Genomic DNA, 22,013 nt, shown 5'->3' with positions numbered 1-22,013 from the left:
GGACGAGCCCCCCTCGCGGGCCCATGCCGGGCCTCGCCACGCGGTCCGCTCGAACAGCGTCAGGTGATCGGCCGGGAGCAGGTCACGTCCTTGGCCGGAAGGTGCCCGGTCGCGAGATAGATGTTGACCGTGGCGTCCACGCAGGAGCTGCCGAAGACGCCGTACACCGCGTGCTGGTCCGCGCCGCGCAGGGTCACCAGGCGGGAGCTGGGCCAGTTGCGGTGGACCGTCCCGGCGCTCCGGTAGGTGGTGCGCGGGTCGCCGGTGGCGTTCACGAGCAGAGCCGGCAGGTCGCCGCGGATCGTCGTGGGGCGTTCGCGCGGCGGGTCCCAGAACGCGCATGCGTTGATGTCGTTCGAGACGGGAGCGAACAGCGTGTCCCGCGACCCGGCACGCCGCAGATCGCGCCAGTAGCTCTCCGGGTCGCGCGGGGCGGCCACGTCGCCACACAGGATCGACGTCTGAGCGCTGCCGTAGGCGGAGTCGTGCCCGGTCAGCAGGAAGTCCAGCGTGCCGGCCAGCCAGGGGGACGGGGAGACGGCCCGGCCCTCCGCGGCCCGGCGCAGGTCCCGCACGGCCAGGGCGAGATCGCCGTAGGCCGTGGGGTTGTCCTGGGAGAGGCCGTTGAAGACGACGACGGGCAGGATGTGCTCGTCCACGCGGTGGCCGCCGAGCCGCAGGGGGTTGCGCGAGGCGGCCGACTGAACGGCGTTCACGGTCGCCAGCACCGCGCTCCGGGTCCGCCCGAGACCGTAGGCCGCATCGTGTGCGGCGGCCCAGCCCGCCCAGTCCCGCAGGGCGTCCCGGTTGGCCTCCTCCGTGCCCCGCAGCAGCCTCGGACCATAGCGGGCGGGATCCACCACGCCGTCCAGGATCACCCGGCCGGTGCGGTCCGGGAACATCGTCGCGTACACCTGCCCGAGGTAACTGCCGTACGAGTAACCGAGATAGGAGATCCGGTGTTCGCCCAGGGCGGCGCGGATCACGTCCATGTCGCGGGCGGTGTTCCGGGTGGTGGCGTACGGCACCAGGTCGCCCGCGTGCGTACGGCACCGGCGGGCGAGGTCCGCGGAGAAGGCCACCATGCGGTCGAAGCCGGCGCGGCCGCCGCCCGCCCCGCGGAACATGCTGCCGGAGGGCCACCGGCAGTCCAGCGGGGTGCTCCGGCCGACGAAGCGCGGATCCACGCCGACCACGTCGTAGCGCGCGCCGACGTCCTTCATCGCCTTGCGTACCCAGGGCGGATCGCCGATCGTCTGCCCGCCGGGCCCGCCGCTGTTGAGCAGCAGCGCGCCGACGCGGTGGGCGGTGTCGGCGGCCCGGATCCGGGAGACCGCGACGGTGATGGTACGGCCGTCGGGGCGCGTGTAGTCCAACGGCACAGTGACGTCGGCGCATTGGGCTCCGGCCTGCTCCAGTTCCTTGCCCGTGGTGTCGTCGGGGCCGAGCCGGCAGCTCTTCCAGTGGAGGTGCTGGTACTGGTAGCGGGCGAGGGGATCGGCGGCGGGAGTGGCGGCGGGGGCGGCGCCCAGGGTGAGGGTGCCCGCGAGACACAGGGCGGCCGCTGTGGCTGTCCGCACGGCCGGGCGGTGTGCGCGGCCGGTGCGCGGGCGGCACCCGGTGTCGCGGGAGGGACAGGCGGTCACAGAGGTGTCCTTTCCGACGTGCCCCGCTCGCAGAGGGCCTTGTCGACGACGTCGAGGAAGTCCAGTTCGGCCCGGAGCGTGGCCGGTATCTCGTTCAGGGCCACGGCGACGCTCCGGCCGCCGGGGCCGACGGCGACCAGCGCCCGGTGGCCGCCGGGCACCGTGCCCGCGTGGCCCCACCAGGTGCCGCCGCAGGACAGGGGCGAGGAGATCAGCCCGAGCCCGTAACGGGCGCCGGGCCAGAGCCGGTCGGGGTCGGCCGCCACGGTCCGCCGCATCTGGGCGAGTTGAGCCGCGGGCAGCAGCCGGCCGCCGAACAGGGCGGTGGCGAACCGGTTCAGGTCGGCCGGAGTGGACACCAGGGCCCCGCCGGTCCCGCCGAAGGTCATGTTCCAGCTGGTGCCGTCGGTACGGCGGCCGTCGTCGGCGGTGAAGTAGCTGTGGGAATGCGGCCCTTGGAGGCGGGGGTCGTCTCCGGGCCAGTACGTGTCGTGCAGCCCGAGCGGCGCGATGATGCGCCGGGTGATCTCCGTCTCCGGGGAGTGGCCGGTGACCGCCTGCACGATCAGCCCGGCTATGACGTAGTTGGTGGTCGCGTAGTGCCAGCTCTGCTTCGGGTGCGGCAACCGGAGAGCCTGGGCGACGATTTCGCGTGGCTCGAAATGCCGGTACCGCAACCGCTCGGGGTGCTCCCATGCGGGTGCGTCCAGGTAGTCGGGGAGTCCGCTGGTGTGCCGCAGGATCTGCCGTACGGTGATCCGGCGGCCGTCGTACCCGGACCCGCGGATCAGGCCGGGCAGGTAACGCTCGACCGGCGTGTCCAGGGACAGGCGCCGCTCGGCGGCTAGTTGCAGGACGACTGTCGCGGTGAAGGTCTTGGTGACGCTGCCGATGCGCAGCCGGTCGGTGGTGTTCATCGGGCGGCCGGTGCGAAGGTCGGCCACTCCGTCCGTCACGGACCAGCGCGCACACCGCACGTCCCCGACGGCGTCGTCGACGAGGACCGCGGCACCGGCGATCCGGTCGTGCGTGACCAGGTGGTGCACGGACCGGCGTAAGGCGTCATGTGTGCCGCACCGGTGGGGTGCCAACGGCGGGGCCTGCGGTGCCACCAGGGGCCGCGTCTGTGCGGATGCCACGGGTGCGGCGGCCACGGGTGCGGCGGCCAGTACGACGGCCGTCGCGGCGGCCGCGAGGCCGGTACGCCTGCGGATTCCGGTACGCCCGCGGACCATGGGTTTCAGAAGGGGGATGGCCATGGGACAGCACGCTAGGCAGCGCGCGGGCCGCGATCACTCCGGCAGGCAGGCGGCTTGGTGAGGGGGACAGCACCAGTGCGCCAGGGGGAGAAACCCCCGCCCCCGCGGCGCGCCGGTGCCGGTCAGGTCAGTTCGCGCAGGGTGTCGCCGAGCAGGGCCACCCCCTCGGCGATGGCTCCCGGCGCGCTGGCCGCATAGCCGAGGACAAGGCCGGGCGCGCCGGGCAACTGCCGGTGCCAGGACAGCGGTTGGCACTTCACGCCCCGGGCCAGCGCGGCGGCCGCGAAGGCGGTGTCGGGCACGTCCGCGTCGTAGGTGACGGTCAGATGCAGACCCGCCGCGGCGCCGTGCACGGTCCCGCCGGGCAACTGCTCGGCGAGCGCGGCGATCATCGCGTCACGGCGGTCGCGGTGCCGGCGCCGCAACAGCCGTAGCTGACGCTCCAGCCCACCGGACTCCATCAGCCGGGCGAGCACCAGCTGCGGCAGCACCGCGTTGCCCAGGTCATTGAAACGCTTGGCGTCGACCAGGTCCGCGCGATAGCGGGGCGGGGCCACCAGCCAGCCGATGCGCAGGGCCGGGGCGAGCAGCTTCGACACGCTGCCCATGTAGCACACCCGGTCGGACAGCAGTGCCCGCAGCGCGGGGACCGGGGGCCGGTCGTAGCGGTGCTCCGCGTCGTAGTCGTCCTCCAGGATCAGCCCGCCGTCGCGCGCCCAGCCCAGCAGCTCACGCCGGCGCTCACCGCTCGTCACCACACCGGTCGGGAACTGGTGGGCCGGGGTGAGCAGCACCGCGCCGGCTCCGGTCGCCCGCAACGCGTCCACCCGCACCCCCTCCTCGTCGACCGGCACCGGCGGGGTGGCGAGGCCGCCGTTCCGCAGATGCTGGCGGCCCCCGAGCGAGCCCGGGTCCTCCACCGCCACGGCGTCGACGGCATCCGCCCGCAGCACCTGGTGCAGCAGCGTGAGCGCCTGGGCGGTGCCCGCGACGATCAGCACCTCGTCCGGTTCCACCCGCACCCCCCGCATCCGCGCCAGCCAGTCGGCCACGGCCCGCCGCAGCGCGGGAGCGCCACGGGGGTCGCCGTAGCCGAGGTGCTCGGCGGACAGCTCGGCGAGCACGGCACGCTCGGCCCGCAGCCAGGCGGTGCGCGGGAAGGTGGCGAGGTCCGGCCGTCCGGGAGTGAAGTCGACAGTGGCCGGGGCGTCGCGCAACGCGTCGAAGACATCGGCACCGGGGGTGCGGGAGAAGGGGGACGGGCGACCGCGTGAGGGCGGGGGCAGCGGGCTCGGAGGGTCGGAGAGCAGGGTGCCGGAGGTACGCGAGTACGACGCGTCCGGCGACACGGTTCTCCACAGAGTGGTGCGGGGCGCCCCAGACCCGCCCTGCGCGCGCCTGCCCTGCGCGGCACGCGCGGCTTCTCTCAGCGCCTCGCCGCTCGCCCGGCCCCCGCCCCGAGCCCCGGCTTGCGGGGAAGCGAACGGTGCCGCCACCACCACCGTGCCCCCGCGGCCGCGCCCCTCCAGATGGCCGTCCTCGGCGAGCCGGCGGTAGGCCTCGGTGATCACCCCACGGGAGACGCGCAGTTCGGCGGCCAGCACCCGGGTGGGCGGGAGTCTGCTGCCCACCGCCAGGCGGCCGTCCGCTATGGCCTGCCGCAGCCGGCCGGCCAGCCACCGCGCCTTCCCGCCCGCGGGCAGGTCGCCGACCGCCAGCTGCAGGAAGTCCGAGCCGCGGCCGGGGAGTTCGCTCGCGGCGGCCGGCATCTCTCGCTCCTCGCTCATCCTGCTGATGCTGTCATGTGTGCCGGGCTCAGTCGCCGAAGACGAAGTCCGGTGCGGACGCGGTGAGTACGGCCGTCTCCGTGCCGGCTCCCCAGTGCGCCGTGATCTCCTCCTCCACCGCCTTCAGCAGCTCGGGCACGATCGTCCCGCCGCCCTCGTGCATGGCCTCCGCCACCACCAGCACGCGGCGGGTGTGCTCCCCGACCGCCGAGTGGCCGCTCTGCCGATGGGTCCAGCGCCGGGCGTGTGCCCGGCCCGCGGAGTCGACGAAGGTCACCTCACCGGGCGCGGGATGCTCGACGCCCCCGCCGAACGCCGTGTACGTCTCGTCGCCGCCGGCCGGCCGCACCTCCAGCAGCGGCCAGGCGACCCGGTCGACGTCGAGGACGGCCACCGGGATCGCGTACGCCACCGACAGCGCGTTGCACAGGTCGACCAGGGGATGGATGCGCGGCAGCGTGCCCTCCTTCCGGAGCCGCCGCAGCAGTGACTCCGAGGCACACCGGTACTGCGTCGGTTTCACGCCCAGCCGGCTGAACGTCCGCCGCCAGGCCAGCACTTCGGGACATTCGCCCTCGGTGCTGCCGGCCAGCCGGTCCAGGGCGCGGGCGGTGTACTCGGCGGCGCGCGGCGCGGTGTCCACGCGGGCGTCGACGCCGGTGGCGTACAGCGCGGCTGAGGCCAGTCCGGGGAACGTGGCCCAGATGGTGTCCGCGTGCCGGAATCGCATGGTCGGTGGCCTCCTCGGGTTCGGGATCACCACCTTGCCCGGCGGGATGGTCCGGTCACCAGGGCCAAAGCCGATGCGTCTCACCGGTCCATAACCGCCGTCACCCGTCGATCACCGCGTCCCCCGTCGATCAACGCCTCACCTGTCCATGACCGCGCCATGGGCACCGGCGCCGCCCCGCGATCGGTAGACGACGTACGGGCGGACGACGTAACCGAGCGGGACGGTGAACGCGTGCACCAGGCGGCTGAACGGCCACAGGGCGAACAGGGCCAGGGCGAGCAGGGCGTGCAGCCGGTAGACGAGCGGCGCGTGGGCCATCGCGCCGACGTCCGGGTCGAGAGTGAACAGGCTGCGGAACCACACAGCCACCCCGAGCCGGTAGTCGTAGTACTTATGGGGGGTGGTCACCGAGGAGGCGGTGGCGGTCAGGCCGGCGAGCAGCACGAGCGCCAGCAGTGGCAGGGTCAGACGGTCGCTACGGCTGCTCGCCCGGCGTACGGGGGGCACCCGCAGCCGTCGGTACAGCAGGAGGCCGAGGCCCAGGGCCGCCGCCAGGCCCGCCGCCCCGCCCACGGTCAGGGCGACCGCGTGGTACTGGGCCTCGCTGATCCGCAGCCGCCGGGTCAGCGACTCCGGGACCAGCAGGCCCGTCACATGGCCGCCGATGACGAGGAACAGGGCGTAGTGGAAGAGCGGTGCGCCGATCCGCAGCAGCCGGGACTCGTGCAGCTGGCTGGAGCGAGTGGTGAAACCGAAGCGGTCGTAGCGGTAGCGCCAGGCGGTGCCGGCGACCAGCACGGCCAGAGCGAGGTAGGGCAGGACGCCCCACAGCGCGATCTGCAGATGCGTCTGCGTCATCAGCGGCGGACTCCTTCGTCGCCCGGGGCGTGCGGCAGCGGGTACGGCACGGGCGCCGGGCGGTCTGGTGCGGGGAGGGAGGCCGGTGGTGTGGCCGGCAGGGTGGCCCGGACGGCGCGGACCACGTCCAGGTAGGGGCTGTGGTGTGCGGCCAGGCCGCGGGCGAGCAGGTCGAGGGCGCCGCTGTGCTCCCGCAGCAGGGCCCGGCCCGGTGCGGGGCAGCGCGCCGCGAACTCCAGCAGCGCGGGCAGGTGGTCGGGCAGTTCGCCGTCGGCCGGCTCCCAGCCGTGCCGCCGGTAGCGGGCCTTGAGCGCGGCGAGGGTGGCGCCCCGGCGACGGGTGTCGCCGTCGGTGTAGTGCGTCAGGTGCAGGGTACGGCGGCGGCTGCGGTCGAAGGTGGTGACATAGCGTGCCCCGAGCTCCAGCAGCGAGACGTCGGCCGTGGCCCGGCAGAAGGCCAGCAGGGGCCGCGTCTCGGGAGCCGGCAGGGACGCCAGCGCCTCGGTCACCCGGGCCCGGCGCTCCGGCCAGTCCTCGTCGGGGTAGCCGAGGAGCAGAGCGGCGGCCTGGTGGACCACCCGGTGCACCTGGCTCACCGTGCCTCGCCCCCGCGTTCGGGAAACAGGCCCCGGGGGCGGCCACGGCCGTTCCACTGGAGCAGATTGACCCGACCGCGCGGCGATCCGGAGCCCGCACCGGCGGCCGCCGGCACGAGGGCACCGTGAAACGCCTCCGCCTCGTACATGCCCGGCCCCCCGACCCGCTCCAGGCTGCAGCCCGCGTCGGCCGCGCCGTTGCAGCCGGCGCCGACCGCGTACGCGGTGGGGACGACGTACCGCTCCTCGTACTTGGCGAGGCCCAGCAGCCGGTACATCGCTTCCAGGCCGGACTCGGTCATCCCCACGCCGTGGGCGATCGCCGGGTCGCGGTCCTCGCCGAGGTTCAGGCGCCGCATATGGGCGCGCATCGCGGCGAGCCGGCACAGGGCCGCCTCCACGGGAGCGGTGTCGCCCGCGGTGAACAGCCCGGCGAGATAGCTGAGCGGGATGCGCAGAGTGTCGATCGCCCCGAAGAGGGCCGCCGGGTCCTCGCCGTCGTGGCCGTCGCGGGTGAGCGCGTCGACGACGGGGGAGAGCGGCGGCACGTACCAGACCATAGGCAGGGTGCGGTACTCCGGGTGCAGCGGGAGCGCGATCCGGTAGGTGCTGATGAGGTCCCGGACCGGGGAGCGGCGGGCCGCCGTGATCCAGTCGTGCGGGATGCCGGTCGCCTCGGCGGCCCGTACCACCGCCGGATCTTCCGGGTCGAGGAAGCAGCCCAACTGGGCCTCGTACAAGTCGCGTTCGTCAGGCACGGCAGCGGCCTCGCCCACCTTGTCGGCGTCGTACAGCATCACTCCGAGGTAGCGCAGCCGGCCCACGCAGGTCTCCGAGCACACGGTGGGCTCGCCCGCCTCGATGCGCGGATAGCAGAAGGTGCACTTCTCGGCCTTGCCGGTGGCGTGGTTGAAGTACACCTTCTTGTACGGGCATCCGCTCACGCACATCCGCCAGCCCCGGCAGCGGTCCTGGTCGACCAGCACGATGCCGTCCTCGATCCGCTTGTACAGCGCGCCGGACGGACACACCGCCACGCATGTCGGATGGAGACAGTGCTCGCAGATGCGCGGCAGATGAAACATGAACGCCTGCTCGTACTCCAGACGGACCCGCTCGTTCAGCCGCTGCAGCACCGGGTCGCCGGCGAGGTGGTCCGGGCCGCCGCCCAGGTCGTCGTCCCAGTTTGGGCCGCCGGTGACGGCCGTCGGGCGGCCGTCGATCAGTGAGCGGGGGCGGGCCGTGGGCAGGTCGTCGCCGAGCGGGGCGGAGATCAGGGTGTCGTAGTCGTAGGTCCAGGGCTCGTAGTAGTCGTCCAGGGCGGGCAGTTCGGGGTTGGCGAACAGCCGGGCCAGGCGGCGGGCACGGCCTCCGGCGCGTGGGACCAGGCGGCCCCTGGCGTCCAGCCGCCAGCCGCCCTTCCACTTCTCCTGGTCCTCGTGCCGCCTGGGGTAGCCCTGCCCGGGACGGGTCTCGACGTTGTTGAACCACGCGTACTCGGTGCCCCTGCGGTTGGTCCAGGTCTGTTTGCAGGTGACCGAACAGGTATGGCAGCCGATGCACTTGTCGAGGTTCATGACCATCGCTACCTGTGCCATACAGCGCATGTCAGTACTGCACCTCCTGGGCGCGGCGGCGGATCACGGTACGGGCGTCGCGCTGGTTGCCGGTGGGGCCGTAGTAGTTGGGGGCGAACGACAACTGGCCGTATCCGCCGATGAGATGGGTGGGTTTCACGAGGACGCGGGTGAGCGCGTTGTGGACGCCGCCGCGCCGGCCGGTGGCCTCCGTGCGCGGCACGTTCACCAGGCGTTCCTGCACGTGGTACATGAACACCGTGCCGGGCGGCAGCCGGTGCGAGACCACCGCGCGGGCCACCACCACCCCGTTCGGGTTGACCGCCTCCACCCAGTCGTTGTCGGCCACGCCGATCGCCTCCGCGTCGGCGACGCTCATCCAGATCACCGGGCCGCCGCGGGCCAGGGTCTGCATGAGCAGGTTCTCCTGGTACTCGGAGTGGATCGACCACTTGGAGTGCGGGGTGAGATAGCGGACCTCCACCTCGCGCTCGCCGGCCGAAAGGGCCGGTGTGAGGTCCAACGGGGGCCGGTACACGGGAAGTTGCTCGCCCAGCTCGGCCATCCAGTCGTGGTCCAGATAGAAGTGCTGACGTCCTGTCAGGGTGTGCCAGGGCTTGCGGTGTTCGGTGTTGACCGTGAAGGGGGAGTAGCGCCGGTCGGGGGCCTCCTTGCCGGACCACTCGAAACTCGTGCCGACCTGGACGGGCCGGTCCTGAGTGTCGGAGAAGACCACCCGCCGCTCGTGGACGGCCTCGGCGAGCGCCTCGAACCCGCTGTCCGGGCCGCAGCGTTCGGCGAGCCGTTCGAACCCCTCCGCGGCCAGCCGCCCGTTGGTCGTCCCGGACAGGGCGAGGATCGCCTCGCACAGCTTGACATCGGTATCGAGCAGCGGACGCCCGTGCGCGGGACCGGAGCGGGCGGTGCCGCAGCGCGCGGCCAGCCAGCGGGCCTCCGCCGCCGGCCGTACCGTGATGCCCTTGACGGACATGCCGCGTTCCTCGGTGAGCGGCCCGAGGGCGGCGAGCTTGTTCGCCACGGCCGTGTAGTCGCGCTCGACCACCGTGAAGTGCGGGAGATTGCGGCCCGGTCGGACCGGATGCCCGTCGCGCCAGTCGGCTACGACCCCGCCCGGCTGGGCGGTCTCGCCCGGGGTGTCGTGCGCGTGCGGGGTCACCACCAGGTCGTACGCCACGTCCAGCCGGCCCGCGGCGAGTTCGCTGAACCTCGCGGCCAGTGTGTGGAAGATCTCGAAGTCGGTCCGCGCCTCCCACGGCGGGCTGATCGCGGGCGAGAACGCGTGCACGTACGGGTGCATGTCGGTGCTGGACAGGTCGTGCTTCTCGTACCAGGTGGCGGCCGGCAGCACCAGGTCGGCCATGAGGGTGGTCGACGTCATCCGGAAGTCCAGCGCGAGCAGCAGGTCGAGCTTGCCGCGCGGCGCGTCCTCGTGCCAGACGAGATCGCGTGGCCGGGACCCGGGCGGAGCCTCCTCGGCTCGCGCGTTGTCGCTCGCGCCGAGCAGATGCCGCAGGAAGAACTCGTTGCCCTTGGCGGAGGAGCCGATCAGGTTGGCCCGCCAGACCGTGAGCACGCGCGGCCAGTTGGCGGCATCGTCCGGGTCCTCGCAGGCGAACCGCAGCTTTCCGGCGGCGAGTTGGGCGGCCACCCACTCGTCCGGCTCGTGCCCGCTGTCCTGGACGGCCCGGCCGAGGTCCAGGGGGTTGGCCGAGAAGGCGGGTGCGGCGGGCATCCAGCCGAGCCGCATGGACTGCGCCACCAGGTCGGCCGTGTGCCGCCCGGCGAACAGGCCCTTCCCGGTGGGCGAGGCGAGCGCGTCGGCGCCGTGTGGGTCGTAGCGCCACTGGCCGGTGTGCAGGTACCAGTACGGCGTCCCCGCCATCTGACGCGACGGCCGTACCCAGTCCGCGGCCGACTGGAGTTGCTGCCAGCCGGCGTACGGGCGCACCTTCTCCTGGCCCACGTAGTGCGCCCAGCCGCCGCCGTTGACGCCCTGGCAGCCGGTGAGCAGCAGCAGGGTGAGAAAGGCGCGGTAGATGGTGTCGGAGTGGAACCAGTGGTTGGTGCCCGCGCCCATCACGATCATGCAGCGGCCGCGGCTCCTGACCGCCGTGTCCGCGAGCTCCCGTGCCAGGCGCTCCGCCGCCGCGGCCGGGACCGAGGTGATCGCCTCCTGCCAGGCGGGCGTGTACGGCTGCGTGGCGTCCGTGTAGTCCGTGGCCCACGCGCCGGGCAGCCCCGCGCGGCCGACGCCGTACTGGGCGAGGAGCAGGTCGAACACGGTGGTGACCCGGCGCCCGGCCAGCTCGCGCACCGGAACCCCGCGCACCGCGGGCGGCTCCCCGTCGAAGCGGGGCAGCAGCACGGAGACGGCCTTCGACTCCGGGCCGTACAAGGTGAGTTGGGGATCGAGGTCACCGAGGTCCAGGTTCCAGCGGCCCTCCCCGCGCTTGGACCAGCGGTCGCCCAGTGTGCCGTTCGGGACGACCGGGCGGCCGGAGACGGTGTCCAGCAGCACCGGCTTCCAGGCGGCCTCCTCCCCGTCCGCCCCGTCCTCCGTGCCGCCGAGCCCGAGCGTGGCCGCGGTGACGAACTTTCCCGGCACGAACAGCCCGTCCCGCTCGTCGAGTTCGACCAGGAACGGCAGGTCGGTGAAGCGGCGCACATAGTCGGTGAAGTACGGCACCTGCCGCCGGACGAAGAACTCCGTGAGGATCACATGGCCCATGGACATCGCCAGCGCGCCGTCGGTGCCCGGGTGCGGGTGCAGCCACTCGTCGCCGAACCTGGCGGCGTCCGAGTAGTCCGGCGACACCACGACGACCTTCTGCCCCCGATAGCGGGCCTCGGTCATCCAGTGCGCGTCGGGCGTCCGGGTCACCGGCACATTGGAGCCCCACAGCAGCAGATATGCGGCGTCCCACCAGTCCCCGGACTCGGGGACGTCCGTCTGGTCGCCGAAGACCTGCGGCGAGGCGATCGGCAGGTCGGCGTACCAGTCGTAGAAGGACAGCATCGGCGCGCCGATCAGGGACATGAAGCGCGCGCCGACCGTATGGGAGGCCATCGACATGGCCGGAATCGGGGAGAACCCGGCGATACGGTCGGGACCGTGGGCGGCGATGGTGTGGACGTGCGCCGCCGCCGCGATCTCCAGCGCCTCCTGCCAGCTCACCCGCACCAGGCCGCCCTTGCCACGCGCGGACTGGTAGCGCCGCCGCTTCACCGGGTCGGAGGTGACCTCGGCCCACGCGGCCACCGGGTCGCCGAGCCGGGCGCGGGCCTCGCGGTACAACTCCAGCAGTACGCCTCGCACATGGGGATAGCGGACGCGTGTGGGCGAGTAGGTGTACCAGGAGAACGAGGCGCCGCGCGGGCAGCCCCGCGGCTCGTACTCGGGGCGGTCGGGTCCGGTCGAGGGATAGTCCGTCTCCTGCGTCTCCCAGGTGATCAGACCGTCCTTGACGTACACCTTCCACGAGCATGAGCCGGTGCAGTTCACGCCGTGCGTGGAGCGCACGACCCGGTCGTGCGCCCAACGCTCCCGGTACGGCGCGTCGTTGACGTCCTGGTCGGTGCGGAAGACCGCTCTGAGATCCGCTGTGGTCGCGGTCCGCCGCAGTATCCCGCCGGTCCGCAGCAGCTGATCGGCGGTGTAGGCCGCCGCTCGTTCCGCTTCCCGCCGGGCACCGCGCAGTCCCACCGTGGCCACTCCTTCCGAAGCAGGATGATCTGCTTCCCCCACCTTGAGACAGCGTGGCGCTCCGGAGTCGAGCGACTACTTACTGTTGATGGTGCTTAGACGTGAGCTTTTCTTGTCCTTTGCAATAGTTGCCCACTCCATCTTCAGCCGGTGGCCGGTGCCGGAGCGCGCCGGGCCCGCAGGGTCAGGACGCGCTCCGCGTGATGCTCCTCATGCAGGTCGATGCGGCGCGCGGTCAGCAGATGCCGCAGGCTGACGATGCCCTCGACGCGCGGCCACGGCTCGCGGGTGACCACCAGCAGCCGCGTCACCTCGTGCTGCGCCATGCGGTTGGCGAGCGTCCGCAGGGTCTCGTCGGCATGGGCCGTGACCGCCGGCCGGGCCAGCTCGGCGAGCGGGGTGGTGTCGGCGGGATCGGCGTGGACCAGCGAGCCGCGCGTGACGACACCGGCCAGCCCGCCGTCGGCATCCAGCACCGGGTACAGACGCTGGGCGAGCAGCCCCTCGGGGTCGCCTGTCTCGTGCGCGGCGCGCAGCAGGGCGGTGACCTCGCCGGCGGCGCGGTCGGCGGCGAAGGTGACCCCGGCGGTCGTCTCCAGCTGCCGTACGAGATGCACCTCCAGCGGGTCGACGGAGTACTCGCGGGTGAGATGCAGGCCGCGCCGGGCGAGTTTCTCCGTGAGCACGGACCGCTTCAGCAAGACCACCGACAGCAGATACGCGGTCGACGCGGTGATCACCATGGGGATCAGGGCATTGACCTCGTGCGTGAGTTCCAGGCAGAAGACGATGCCCGTGAGCGGCGAACGCATGACACCGCCCAGCACCCCGGCCAGCGATACCAGGGCCCAGAAGCCGGGACTGACATGCGGGAAGGCCAAGGCCTCGGCCGCGCCCAGCGCACCGCCGACCATGAACATGGGCGCGAGGACACCGCCGGAGGTGCCCGAGCCGAGCGACAGACCCCAGATCAGGGTCTTCACGACCAGGATGCCGACGATCAGTCCGACCGTGGCATGGCCGGTCAGCAGCACGTCGATCACGTCGTAGCCGACGCCCAGGGCGCGCGGTTCGAGCAGGCCGCCCACGCCGATGATCGCGCCGCCGATCGCGGGCCACCACATCCAGTGGATGCGCAGCCGGGAGAACAGGTCCTCGGAGCAGTAGACGAGCGAGGTGGCGCCCAGGGCCAGCAGGCCGGCCGCGGCTCCCGCGACCACGCACAGGCCGTAGGACGGCAGGCCGATACGTTCGGGCACGTGTGCGCCGCCGAAGAGCGGGTCGGTGCCGAGCAGGGGGCCGCGCACCAGGGTGGCGGTCACGGCGGAGACGGCGACCGGCAGATAGGAGCGGGGCCGCCACTCGAAGAGCAGCAGCTCGACCGCGAGCAGGATGGAGGCGAGCGGCGCGTTGAAGGTCGCGGCCATACCGGCGGCGGAACCCGCCACCAGCAGCGCCTTGCGCTCGTCCGTGGTGACCTTGAGGAACTGGGCCAGCAGGGAGCCCACGGCCCCGCCGGTCATGATGATCGGGCCCTCCGCGCCGAACGGCCCGCCGGTGCCGATGGATATCGCGGCCGACGCGGGCTTCAGCACGGCGACGCGCGGCTGCACCCGGCTGCCGCCCACGAGGATCGACTCGATCGCCTCGGGCATGCCGTGGCCGCGTATCTTCTCCGAGCCGTAGCGGGCCATGACCCCGATGACCAGCCCGCCCGCCACCGGCATCAGGGCCAGCAGCCAGCGGTGCGGGGTGTCCGCGGGCACGGCGGGGCCGAAACCGAGGCGGCCGAGGAAGGCGAGGTTGGTGATCAGCGCGATCAGCTTCAGCAGACCGGCGGCCACCAGTGCGGCGACGGCGCCGACGGGGATGGCCAGCGCCGTGATCACGACGACGCGCGGGGGTGTGTGGAAGTCGCCCAGGTGGGGGACCTTGAGCGCGGGCGGACGGGGACGGGTGGGGGAGTGGGTGTGGGGCCTGGCGGATGCCGGGGTGTGGGGCCTGGCGGACGTCTGTTGTGGCTGCGGCGGCATGGTGGCTCCGTGAGAGGCAGGGACAGAGGCGGACAGGGCGTGGCGGGGCGGCTCGGTGCGCCGGTTCCGCTGTCGAGGCAGAGGGCAGAGGGCAGAGGGCAGAGGGCAGGGGGAACGGGCCGGGGCCGCGGCCTCTTCGGGCTGCGCCGCCCGTTCCGCGAGCGAGGGGAGTGCGAGAGAAGTGGAGGAGGTACGGGAGGTGGCGGACGTCGGGCATGGCGGACGGACGCGCCTCGTCGCGCGTCCGTCCGGGGTAAGGCCTGGGGCTGGTGTCCTCAGCCGGGCGTGGCGCGTGCGGAGTCGACGCGCCCGGGGCGCAGGATGCGCATCCTGTGCCCGCCGCACACCCGGCAGGTGTTCGCCGTGAGCGGGGACGGGACCCGAAGGCCCCCCGTGACGTGGTACTCGGCACGCAGACGCCCCCGGGCATCCCGGACGTGCCGGATGTCGTAGGCGCCCTCCCAGGCGTGCCCGCAGCGCAGGCACACGAAGGAATAGGCTTCGTGTATCGGCTCGGATCTCATGGTCATCACCCCCGGCACCGGAGCCGTCGCGCCCGCTCGGTCCGGTTGCCCGCAGCTTATCATTGCAGTCTGCAATGGTCGCTATGGGTGACAGGTGGTGTCCGGATCGTGGACAGCTGAAAGGGGAGCGAGGAGCGTATGGCTCAGCAGGACGGCGGACCGGAGCAGGCGCCGGGGCAGGCGGGGGCGCCCGAGGAGACGCCGACCGGTGTGGCAGGGGCCGAGGAGGCGCGGGGCGCTGGGGTGCGGGCCCAGGAGGCGCCCGGCGCCGCGGTGGGGGCCGAGCAGGAGCTGGACCGGGAGGCCGAGGCGATCACCCTCGCGGTGATGGCGGCCTCCCGGCTGATCGTCGCCCTCTCCGCCCGCGCCCTCGCCTCTGTCGACGTGCCCCTCACCCTGCCCCAGCTGCGCTCTCTTGTCGCCCTGCACACCTGCGGTCCGATCAAACTCGCCGCCATGGCCGCCACGCTGGGCGTCACGCCGTCCACCGCGCTGCGCATGGTCGAGCGCCTGGAGACCCTGGAACTCACCGACCGACGGGTCAACCCGGACAACCGCCGGGAGGTCGTCCTGCGGCTGACCACCACGGGGGAGGAACTGGTGGACCGAGTGCTGAGCCATCGCCGCGCGGCTATCCGGGCTCTGGTGGAACGTCTGCCCGCGCAGGAGCGCGCCGGTCTGGTCCCGGCGCTCACCGCTCTGACGGGCGTGGCCGGCGACCTGGACCCCGGTCTCGCCCCGTCCGAGGCCGGCCGCCTGGCGGGCGTGGTCGACGACCCCCTGAACCCGGCGCCGTAGCGGACCGGATCCCCGAGCGCTGTCGCCCACGCCGGACGCCGTCGCGCCCGGCACACGACCGGCCGCCCCCGGGCCCGAGGACCCCGAGTCCCGCGTGGCATCATCGGCCGGGGTCAGGAACGCCGTCGTACGAGGAGCTCGATGAACCCCGCTCTCACCGTCCCCCCGGCCGTCGGTGCCGCTCTGCTGGACGACTTCTCCCTGGAGATGACCGGCAAGGACGTGCCCCGGCTGGAGGAGGCGCAGCGCAGTATCCCGCGGGGCACCCGGATCAACATCACCTTCCTCGCCGGTGAGGATCTCGGCACGCGGCTGGCGGCCGCCCGCGCGGTCAAGCGGCTCGGCTTCGTCCCCGTGCCGCACATCTCCGCGCGCCGCCTGCCCTCCCGCGCCGCCCTGGAGGAGTTCCTGTCCGGGCTGGCCGCGGACGGCACCGCCGAGAACGTCTTCGTCGTCGGCGGCGATCCCGCCCGGCCCGAGGGCCCGTACGGCGACGCCCTCGCCGTGCTGCGCACCGGGCTGCTCCAGCACCACGGCGTCCGCCACATCGGTATCAGCGGATACCCGGAGGGCCACCCCGCGATAGCCGACGGCACCCTCTGGTCGGCGCTCACCGACAAGGCGGCGGCCATCGGCGCGCACCGCTTCGGCGGCGACGTCATCACCCAGTTCGGCTTCGACGTCGAACCGGTCCTGAGCTGGCTGGAGGCCGCTCGTGCGCGGGGCGTGCACCTGCCGGTACGCATCGGCGTGCCCGGACCGGCGGGCGTGCGCCGGCTGCTCGGCTACGCCACCCGGTTCGGCGTCGCGACCAGCGCCTCCGTCGCCCGCAAGTACGGCTTCTCGCTGACCAACCTCATGGGCACGACCGGCCCGGACCGCTTCCTGCACGCCCTCGCCCAGCGTTACGACCCCGAGCGGCACGGCGCGGTGAAGGTGCACTTCTACACATTCGGCGGGCTGCGCCACACCGCCGAGTGGATCACCGGGTTCCGGCAGACCGTACGGCAAGCCCCGTAGGAGCAGGTAGGCCGACGCTGGAGTCGGATTTCCGCCAGCGATCGCCACTCCGGTTGGCCGATGCTGGAGGCATGCAGACAGCGACGACGCACCTCGACCGGGAGCACTGTGTACGCGCCGTGCAGTCCAAGGACGCCCGGTTCGACGGGTGGTTCTTCACGGCCGTCCTGACCACCCGGATCTACTGCCGGCCCAGCTGTCCCGTCGTCCCGCCCAAGCCGGAGAACATGACGTTCTACCCGAGCGCGGCCGCCTGCCAGCAGGCCGGGTTCCGGGCCTGCAAGCGCTGCCGCCCGGACACCAGCCCCGGCTCCCCGGAGTGGAACCAGCGCGCCGACCTGGTGGCCCGCGCGATGCGGCTGATCGCCGACGGTGTAGTGGACCGCGAGGGCGTGCCCGGACTCGCCGCCCGGCTGGGCTACAGCACCCGTCAGGTGGAGCGGCAGCTGCTCGCCGAACTGGGCGCGGGACCGCTCGCGCTCGCCCGTGCCCAGCGCGCCCAGACCGCGCGGCTGCTCATCGAGACCAGTGCGCTGCCCATGACGGAGATCGCCTTCGCGGCCGGCTTCTCCTCCATCCGTACCTTCAACGACACCGTCCGCGAGGTTTTCGCTCTCACCCCGAGCGAGCTGCGCGCCCGCGCGCCCAAGTCCGGCACCGGCACACCCGGCGTGCTCAGCCTGCGGCTCCCGTTCCGCGCCCCCCTCAACCCCTCCAACCTCTTCGGCCACCTCGCGGCCACCGCCGTACCCGGCGTCGAGGAGTGGCGGGACGGTGCCTACCGGCGCACGCTCCGGCTGCCGTACGGCCATGGGATCGTCTCCCTCGCCCCGCGCCCCGACCACATCGCCTGCCGGCTCACGCTCAGCGATCTGCGCGATCTGACCGTGGCGATCAGCCGCTGCCGCCGCATGCTCGACCTGGACGCGGACCCGGTCGCCGTCGACGACCATCTGCGCACGGACCCGTTCCTCGCGCCCCTGGTCGACAAGGCCCCGGGCCGCCGGGTGCCGCGCACGGTCGACGAGGCCGAGTTCGCCGTCCGCGCCGTCCTCGGGCAGCAGGTGTCCACGGCTGCCGCGCGCACCCACGCGGCCCGGCTGGTCAGGGCGCACGGCAAGCCGCTGGACGACCCCGAGGGCGGCCTCACCCACCTCTTCCCGGCGCCCGAGGCACTGGCAGCCGTCGACCCCGAGACCCTGGCGATGCCCCGCACCCGGCGCACCACCTTCACCACCCTCGTCCGCGAACTCGCCGACGGCACCCTCCCCTTGGGCGTCGAGTCGGACTGGGCCGAGGCCCGCGCCCGGCTGCTCGCCCTGCCCGGCTTCGGGCCCTGGACGGTCGACGTCATCGCCATGCGCGCCCTCGGCGACCCCGACGCCTTCCTCGCCACCGACCTCGGCATCCGGCGCGCGGCCCAGGAGCTGGGACTGCCCTCCACTCCCGCCGCGCTCACCGCCCGCGCCGAGGCCTGGCGGCCCTGGCGGGCGTACGCCGTCCAGTACCTGTGGGCGACCGACAGCCACCCCATCAACTTCCTTCCGGTGTAAGAAGGTTCCCTCCGTGACATCCTCGACATCCTCGTTCCACACCGTGATCGACAGCCCGTACGGCCCGCTCACCCTGGTCGCCGACACCGACGGCGACGCCGACGGCGCCCTGTGCGGCCTGTACATGGCCGGCCAGCGGCACCGCCCGCCCGAGGAGACCTTCGGCCCGCGCGACGACGACCTGCCCTGCTTCGCCGCGGCACGGAAGCAGCTGTCGGCCTACTTCGCGGGCGAGTTGCAGGAATTCACCCTCGAACTCGCCCTGAAGGGAACGCCGTTCCAGCGCAGCGTCTGGCAACTGCTCACCCGCATCCCCTACGGCGAGACCCGCACCTACGGCCAACTCGCCGACGCCCTCGGTAAACCCCAGGCCTCCCGCGCGGTCGGCCTCGCCAACGGCCGCAACCCGATCGGCATCATCGTCCCCTGCCATCGCGTGATCGGCTCCGACGGCAGCCTCACCGGCTACGGCGGCGGCCTGGACCGCAAACGCCGCCTGCTCGACTTCGAACGGGGAGCGGCCCTCTTCTCAGCGTGAGCGGCGCGGCGCGGCGGGCCGCTTGCCGCACGCCGCACTGCCCGCGGCACGGGAATGACAGGGTCACCGGCCGGTCCGGCGCAGCCGTTCCAGCAGCGGGGGCAGCGCGGTGCCGATCGGCTCGCGTACGACCTCGTCGGCCAGTTCGTCGTACGGCGTCGGCTCGGCGTTGACGATGATCAGGTGCGCGCCGTTGTCGGCGGCGACGCCGACCAGCCCGGCGGCGGGCTGCACCTGCAGACTGCTGCCGACGGCGAGGAACACGGTGCACGCCTTGCTGATCGCCAGGGCCTCGCCGAGCACCACCGGATCCAGCCGCTCGCCGAACATGACCGTCGCCGACTTCAGGATGCCCCCGCACTCCTCGCACGCCGGGTCCTCCTCACCGGCCTCGACCCGGGCGAGGGCGTCCGCCATCGGCCCGCGCGCATGGCACCGGGTGCATACGACACTCCGTGCGCTGCCGTGCAGTTCGAGCACCTTCCGGGCGGGCATCCCGGCCAGCTGGTGCAGCCCGTCCACGTTCTGAGTGATGACCCGCACCGGGAGGCCGGACCGCTCCAGCTCGGCGACGGCCCGGTGCGCGGCATTCGGCTCGGCCTTCAGGGCGCGGTTCTTCCGCCGCAGCTGCCAGGAGCGCCGCCGGATCTCCGGGTCCGCCATGTAGTACTCGTACGTGACGAGCTTCTCGGCCTCGGGATCCCGCCGCCAGAGCCCGTTAGGACCCCGGTAGTCAGGGATTCCGGAATCGGTGGAGATACCTGCGCCACTGAGAATGGCTACGAGGGGCCTGTCCATGGGCCGAGCGTAGGACGACGGGCCGACCCGGGGCGACCGGGTATCCGGGCCATGCCCCTCCTGCGCGGCGCCCACGCCGCGCCCCGGTCGTCATCGGTGGCGGCGGGGGCGGTCATGCCACCCGGTGGCCGTTCTCCAGCTCCGCGGTGCCGGTGCCGTCCGCGAGGACGTCCAGGGCGGCCAGGACGCGGCGGCCGAGGGCGCCGGGCAGATGGGCGGTGATCTGCTCGCGCGGCACCAGCCGCCAGGACAGCAGCTCCTCCTCCTGGAGGCGGATGGCCTTCAGGTCGGTCTCCGTGAGGATCCCGCCGTCGTACAGGTACGCCACCAGCGGCGGCCGGGCCGTGCCGTGCACCCAGTCCACGGCCAGCAGCCGGCCCGGCTCCCGGTCCAGCCCGATCTCCTCCAGCGTCTCGCGGCGGGCGCCCTGGCGCGGGGTCTCCCCGTCGTCGGACTCGATCGTGCCGCCCGGAAGTGCCCAGCCCTCGCGGTAGTTGGGCTCGACCAGCAGCACGCGCCCCTCGGCGTCCCGGAAGAGCGCGGCGGCACCGGCGAGGACACGGGGCAGGCTCGCGATGTACATGGCGAAGTCAGGAGTCGTGGTCATTCAGGAAGGGTAACCAGCCGACGGACCGCTACGGCCGAGGCGGCGCCAGGCGCAGGGTGCGTTCTGCCAGCGCACTGATCCGTACGCCGTCGAAGCCGAACACCGCACTCCGGACCGTGTCCTCCAGCGGATCCGTCCACTGGGCGGGGATCGCCGCCGCGCCGTTGAGGACCCCGGCCACCGAGCCCGCCGTCGCCCCGTTGGAGTCGGTGTCCAGGCCGCCGCGCACGGTCAGCGCGATGGTCCGGGTGAAGTCGCCGTCGCCGTACAGCAGCCCGGCGGTGAGGACGGCGGCGTTCGGCACGGTGTGGATCCAGCCGAGCCCGGCGGTCTCCGCGGTCACGGTGGCCAGGGTCTCCTCCCAGGGCAGCCGCGTCTCGTGCAGCGTCATGACCCGCCGTACGGTACGGGCGAGCCGGCTGCTGGCCGGGATCACGCCGAGGGCCGCATCGAGCGCGTCCCGCACGGTGGGGGCGGTGAAGGCCGCGGCGATCAGCGCTGCGGCCCACATGGCGCCGTAGACGCCGTTCCCGGTGTGCGACAGCACCGCGTCCCGGCGGGCGAGGCCGGCGGCGCCCGCCGGGTCGCCGGGGCGGGTCCAGCCGTAGGCGTCGGCACGGATCAGCGCGCCGATCCACTCCTGGTACGGATTGTCGTACGTCGCTGTCAGCGGTGGTTTCAGTCCGTTCGCGAGGTTGCGGTACGCCGCCCGCTCCGCGGTGAAGGTCTGCAGATACGGCAGGCGCAGCAGCCACAGGTCGCCGACCTGCTCGGTGCTGAAACCGAAGCCGTGTGTCTCCAGCAGGTGCAGCCCGAGGATCGCGTAGTCCACGTCGTCGTCGCGCACACTGCCGTGGATCCGGCCGCGCACGCACTGGCGCCACTCCGGGCGCAGTACGGCGCCGTCGGCCGGGTCGGCGGGCTCGGGCAGATAGTCGGTGAGCGGCAGGGCCGCGGCCTTGCGCAGATACCGGTCGATGCGCTCGCGGGTCCACACCTCGCCCTGCTCGACCGGCTTGCCGAGCATGTTGCCCGCGATCCGGCCGAGCCAGCCGCCGTGGACACGGTCGGCGAGGTCGTCGGATCCGGGGCGTCGGCTGGTCATGGCTGGGGTTTACCCGTTTTCCCCAGGCTGCTCCCAGTTCCCCAGGCTGCTCCCAGCCGCTTCCCAGCCTTCGGTCGCAGCATGACGACGGGGGCCTGCTGAGGTTAAGGTCGCAGCGGCGCGACTGGCCCTGACGTGCGCGGGGCCCGGAAAGCAAGGGGTAAGCAAGGTGGCGGACGCTGCAGTGAACGAGAACCGTCGGGTGCTCATCGCCGCGGACAAGTTCAAGGGCTCGCTGACGGCCGTGCAGGTCGCCGAGCGGGTGACGGCCGGGCTGCGCCGGGTCGTGCCGGACCTGACGGTCGAGGCGCTGCCGGTGGCCGACGGCGGTGACGGGACCGTGGACGCGGCGGTCGCGGCCGGTTTCGAGCGGCGCGAGATGCGGGTCGCCGGGCCGCTGGGCCAGGAGGTGACGGCCGCGTTCGCGCTGCGCGGCGACACCGCGGTCGTGGAGATGGCAGAGGCGAGCGGCCTGCAGCGCCTTCCGGCCGGTGTCTTCGCGCCCCTGACGGCCTCGACATACGGCTCCGGCGAGCTGCTGCGGGCCGCGCTCGACGCGGGCGCGCGGACGATCGTGTTCGGCGTCGGCGGCAGCGCTACGACGGACGGCGGCGCCGGGATGCTCTCGGCGCTGGGTGCTCGCTTCCTCGACGAGGACGGCGAGCCGGTGCCCCCGGGCGGCGGGGGCCTCGCCGACCTGGCCCGCGCCGACCTGTCCGGCCTGGACCCCCGCCTGTCCGAGGTGGAACTGGTACTGGCGAGCGACGTCGACAACCCGCTGACCGGCCCGAAGGGTGCGCCGGCCGTGTACGGCCCGCAGAAGGGCGCCTCCCCGGACGACGTGGAGACCCTGGACG

General features: G+C 73.2%; 18 protein-coding genes. 5 read left to right on the top strand and 13 right to left on the bottom strand.

Annotated features, from left to right (window positions below):
- Nucleotides 1–59 precede the first annotated feature (59 nt).
- From M878_RS57680 to M878_RS57635, 10 genes are all read right to left on the bottom strand, one after another.
- Complete coding sequence (locus M878_RS57680) at nt 60–1,580, bottom strand: alpha/beta hydrolase (RefSeq protein WP_031224481.1); 1,521 nt, start codon at nt 1,578–1,580, stop codon at nt 60–62.
- A 62-nt stretch (nt 1,581–1,642) separates the two neighbouring features.
- Complete coding sequence (locus M878_RS57675) at nt 1,643–2,905, bottom strand: serine hydrolase domain-containing protein (RefSeq protein WP_023545618.1); 1,263 nt, start codon at nt 2,903–2,905, stop codon at nt 1,643–1,645.
- Nucleotides 2,906–3,027: 122 nt separating this feature from the next.
- Nucleotides 3,028–4,692, bottom strand: a complete 1,665-nt coding sequence (locus M878_RS57670) for an aminotransferase-like domain-containing protein (protein ID WP_051430073.1) — start codon at nt 4,690–4,692, stop codon at nt 3,028–3,030.
- 28 nt (nt 4,693–4,720) lie between these two features.
- Nucleotides 4,721–5,422 carry a B3/B4 domain-containing protein gene (locus M878_RS57665; protein ID WP_023545616.1) on the bottom strand — a complete coding sequence of 234 codons (702 nt, stop codon included), beginning with the start codon at nt 5,420–5,422 and terminating at the stop codon, nt 4,721–4,723.
- A 138-nt stretch (nt 5,423–5,560) separates the two neighbouring features.
- The gene (gene narI / locus M878_RS57660; protein ID WP_023545615.1) at nt 5,561–6,283 is read right to left on the bottom strand and encodes a respiratory nitrate reductase subunit gamma; all 723 of its coding nucleotides are present in this window, start codon (nt 6,281–6,283) and stop codon (nt 5,561–5,563) included.
- Nucleotides 6,283–6,879, bottom strand: a complete 597-nt coding sequence (gene narJ, locus M878_RS57655) for a nitrate reductase molybdenum cofactor assembly chaperone (RefSeq protein WP_023545614.1) — start codon at nt 6,877–6,879, stop codon at nt 6,283–6,285. Before narJ ends, narI begins: the two co-directional genes overlap by 1 nt.
- On the bottom strand, nt 6,876–8,486 hold the full coding sequence (narH, locus tag M878_RS57650) for a nitrate reductase subunit beta (protein WP_031224478.1): 1,611 nt from the start codon (nt 8,484–8,486) through the stop codon (nt 6,876–6,878). Before narH ends, narJ begins: the two co-directional genes overlap by 4 nt.
- Nucleotide 8,487: 1 nt before the next feature.
- Entirely contained in the window at nt 8,488–12,174 is a 3,687-nt protein-coding gene (locus tag M878_RS57645; RefSeq protein WP_031224470.1) for a nitrate reductase subunit alpha, read from the bottom strand.
- Between the two features lie 149 nt (nt 12,175–12,323).
- A complete protein-coding gene (locus tag M878_RS57640) occupies nt 12,324–14,213 on the bottom strand; it encodes a chloride channel protein (RefSeq protein WP_023545611.1) in 1,890 nt (629 codons plus the stop codon).
- A 275-nt stretch (nt 14,214–14,488) separates the two neighbouring features.
- Entirely contained in the window at nt 14,489–14,737 is a 249-nt protein-coding gene (locus M878_RS57635) for a hypothetical protein (RefSeq protein ID WP_031224466.1), read from the bottom strand.
- Between the two features lie 138 nt (nt 14,738–14,875).
- On the opposite strand from M878_RS57635, the gene M878_RS47280 reads away from it, so the two are divergent.
- From M878_RS47280 to M878_RS57620, 4 genes are all read left to right on the top strand, one after another.
- Entirely contained in the window at nt 14,876–15,535 is a 660-nt protein-coding gene (locus M878_RS47280; protein WP_023545609.1) for a MarR family winged helix-turn-helix transcriptional regulator, read from the top strand.
- A gap of 141 nt (nt 15,536–15,676) precedes the next feature.
- Complete coding sequence (locus M878_RS57630; protein ID WP_023545608.1) at nt 15,677–16,555, top strand: methylenetetrahydrofolate reductase; 879 nt, start codon at nt 15,677–15,679, stop codon at nt 16,553–16,555.
- Nucleotides 16,556–16,626: 71 nt separating this feature from the next.
- Entirely contained in the window at nt 16,627–18,108 is a 1,482-nt protein-coding gene (locus tag M878_RS57625; RefSeq protein ID WP_023545607.1) for an AlkA N-terminal domain-containing protein, read from the top strand.
- 13 nt (nt 18,109–18,121) lie between these two features.
- The gene (locus tag M878_RS57620) at nt 18,122–18,646 is read left to right on the top strand and encodes a methylated-DNA--[protein]-cysteine S-methyltransferase (RefSeq protein WP_023545606.1); all 525 of its coding nucleotides are present in this window, start codon (nt 18,122–18,124) and stop codon (nt 18,644–18,646) included.
- Nucleotides 18,647–18,709: 63 nt separating this feature from the next.
- Here the strand turns inward: M878_RS57620 and M878_RS57615 are convergent, their stop codons facing one another.
- The 3 genes from M878_RS57615 to M878_RS57605 all read right to left on the bottom strand — a co-directional run bounded on the left by M878_RS57615 (nt 18,710) and on the right by M878_RS57605 (nt 21,156).
- Nucleotides 18,710–19,444 (bottom strand): SIR2 family NAD-dependent protein deacylase, encoded by a 735-nt coding sequence (locus tag M878_RS57615; protein ID WP_023545605.1) that lies wholly within the window; start codon nt 19,442–19,444, stop codon nt 18,710–18,712.
- A gap of 112 nt (nt 19,445–19,556) precedes the next feature.
- Nucleotides 19,557–20,051 (bottom strand): NUDIX domain-containing protein, encoded by a 495-nt coding sequence (locus M878_RS57610; RefSeq protein WP_031224462.1) that lies wholly within the window; start codon nt 20,049–20,051, stop codon nt 19,557–19,559.
- A gap of 28 nt (nt 20,052–20,079) precedes the next feature.
- Nucleotides 20,080–21,156 carry an ADP-ribosylglycohydrolase family protein gene (locus tag M878_RS57605; RefSeq protein WP_023545603.1) on the bottom strand — a complete coding sequence of 359 codons (1,077 nt, stop codon included), beginning with the start codon at nt 21,154–21,156 and terminating at the stop codon, nt 20,080–20,082.
- 184 nt (nt 21,157–21,340) lie between these two features.
- On the opposite strand from M878_RS57605, the gene M878_RS57600 reads away from it, so the two are divergent.
- Nucleotides 21,341–22,013: glycerate kinase (locus M878_RS57600; RefSeq protein ID WP_023545602.1), on the top strand; the 673-nt coding region annotated here is incomplete at its 3' end.

It is taken from the genome of Streptomyces roseochromogenus subsp. oscitans DS 12.976, from assembly GCF_000497445.1.
In the GTDB taxonomy this organism is placed as follows: Bacteria; Actinomycetota; Actinomycetes; order Streptomycetales; family Streptomycetaceae; genus Streptomyces; species Streptomyces oscitans.
This window is presented reverse-complemented; position numbering and strand designations above follow the sequence as displayed.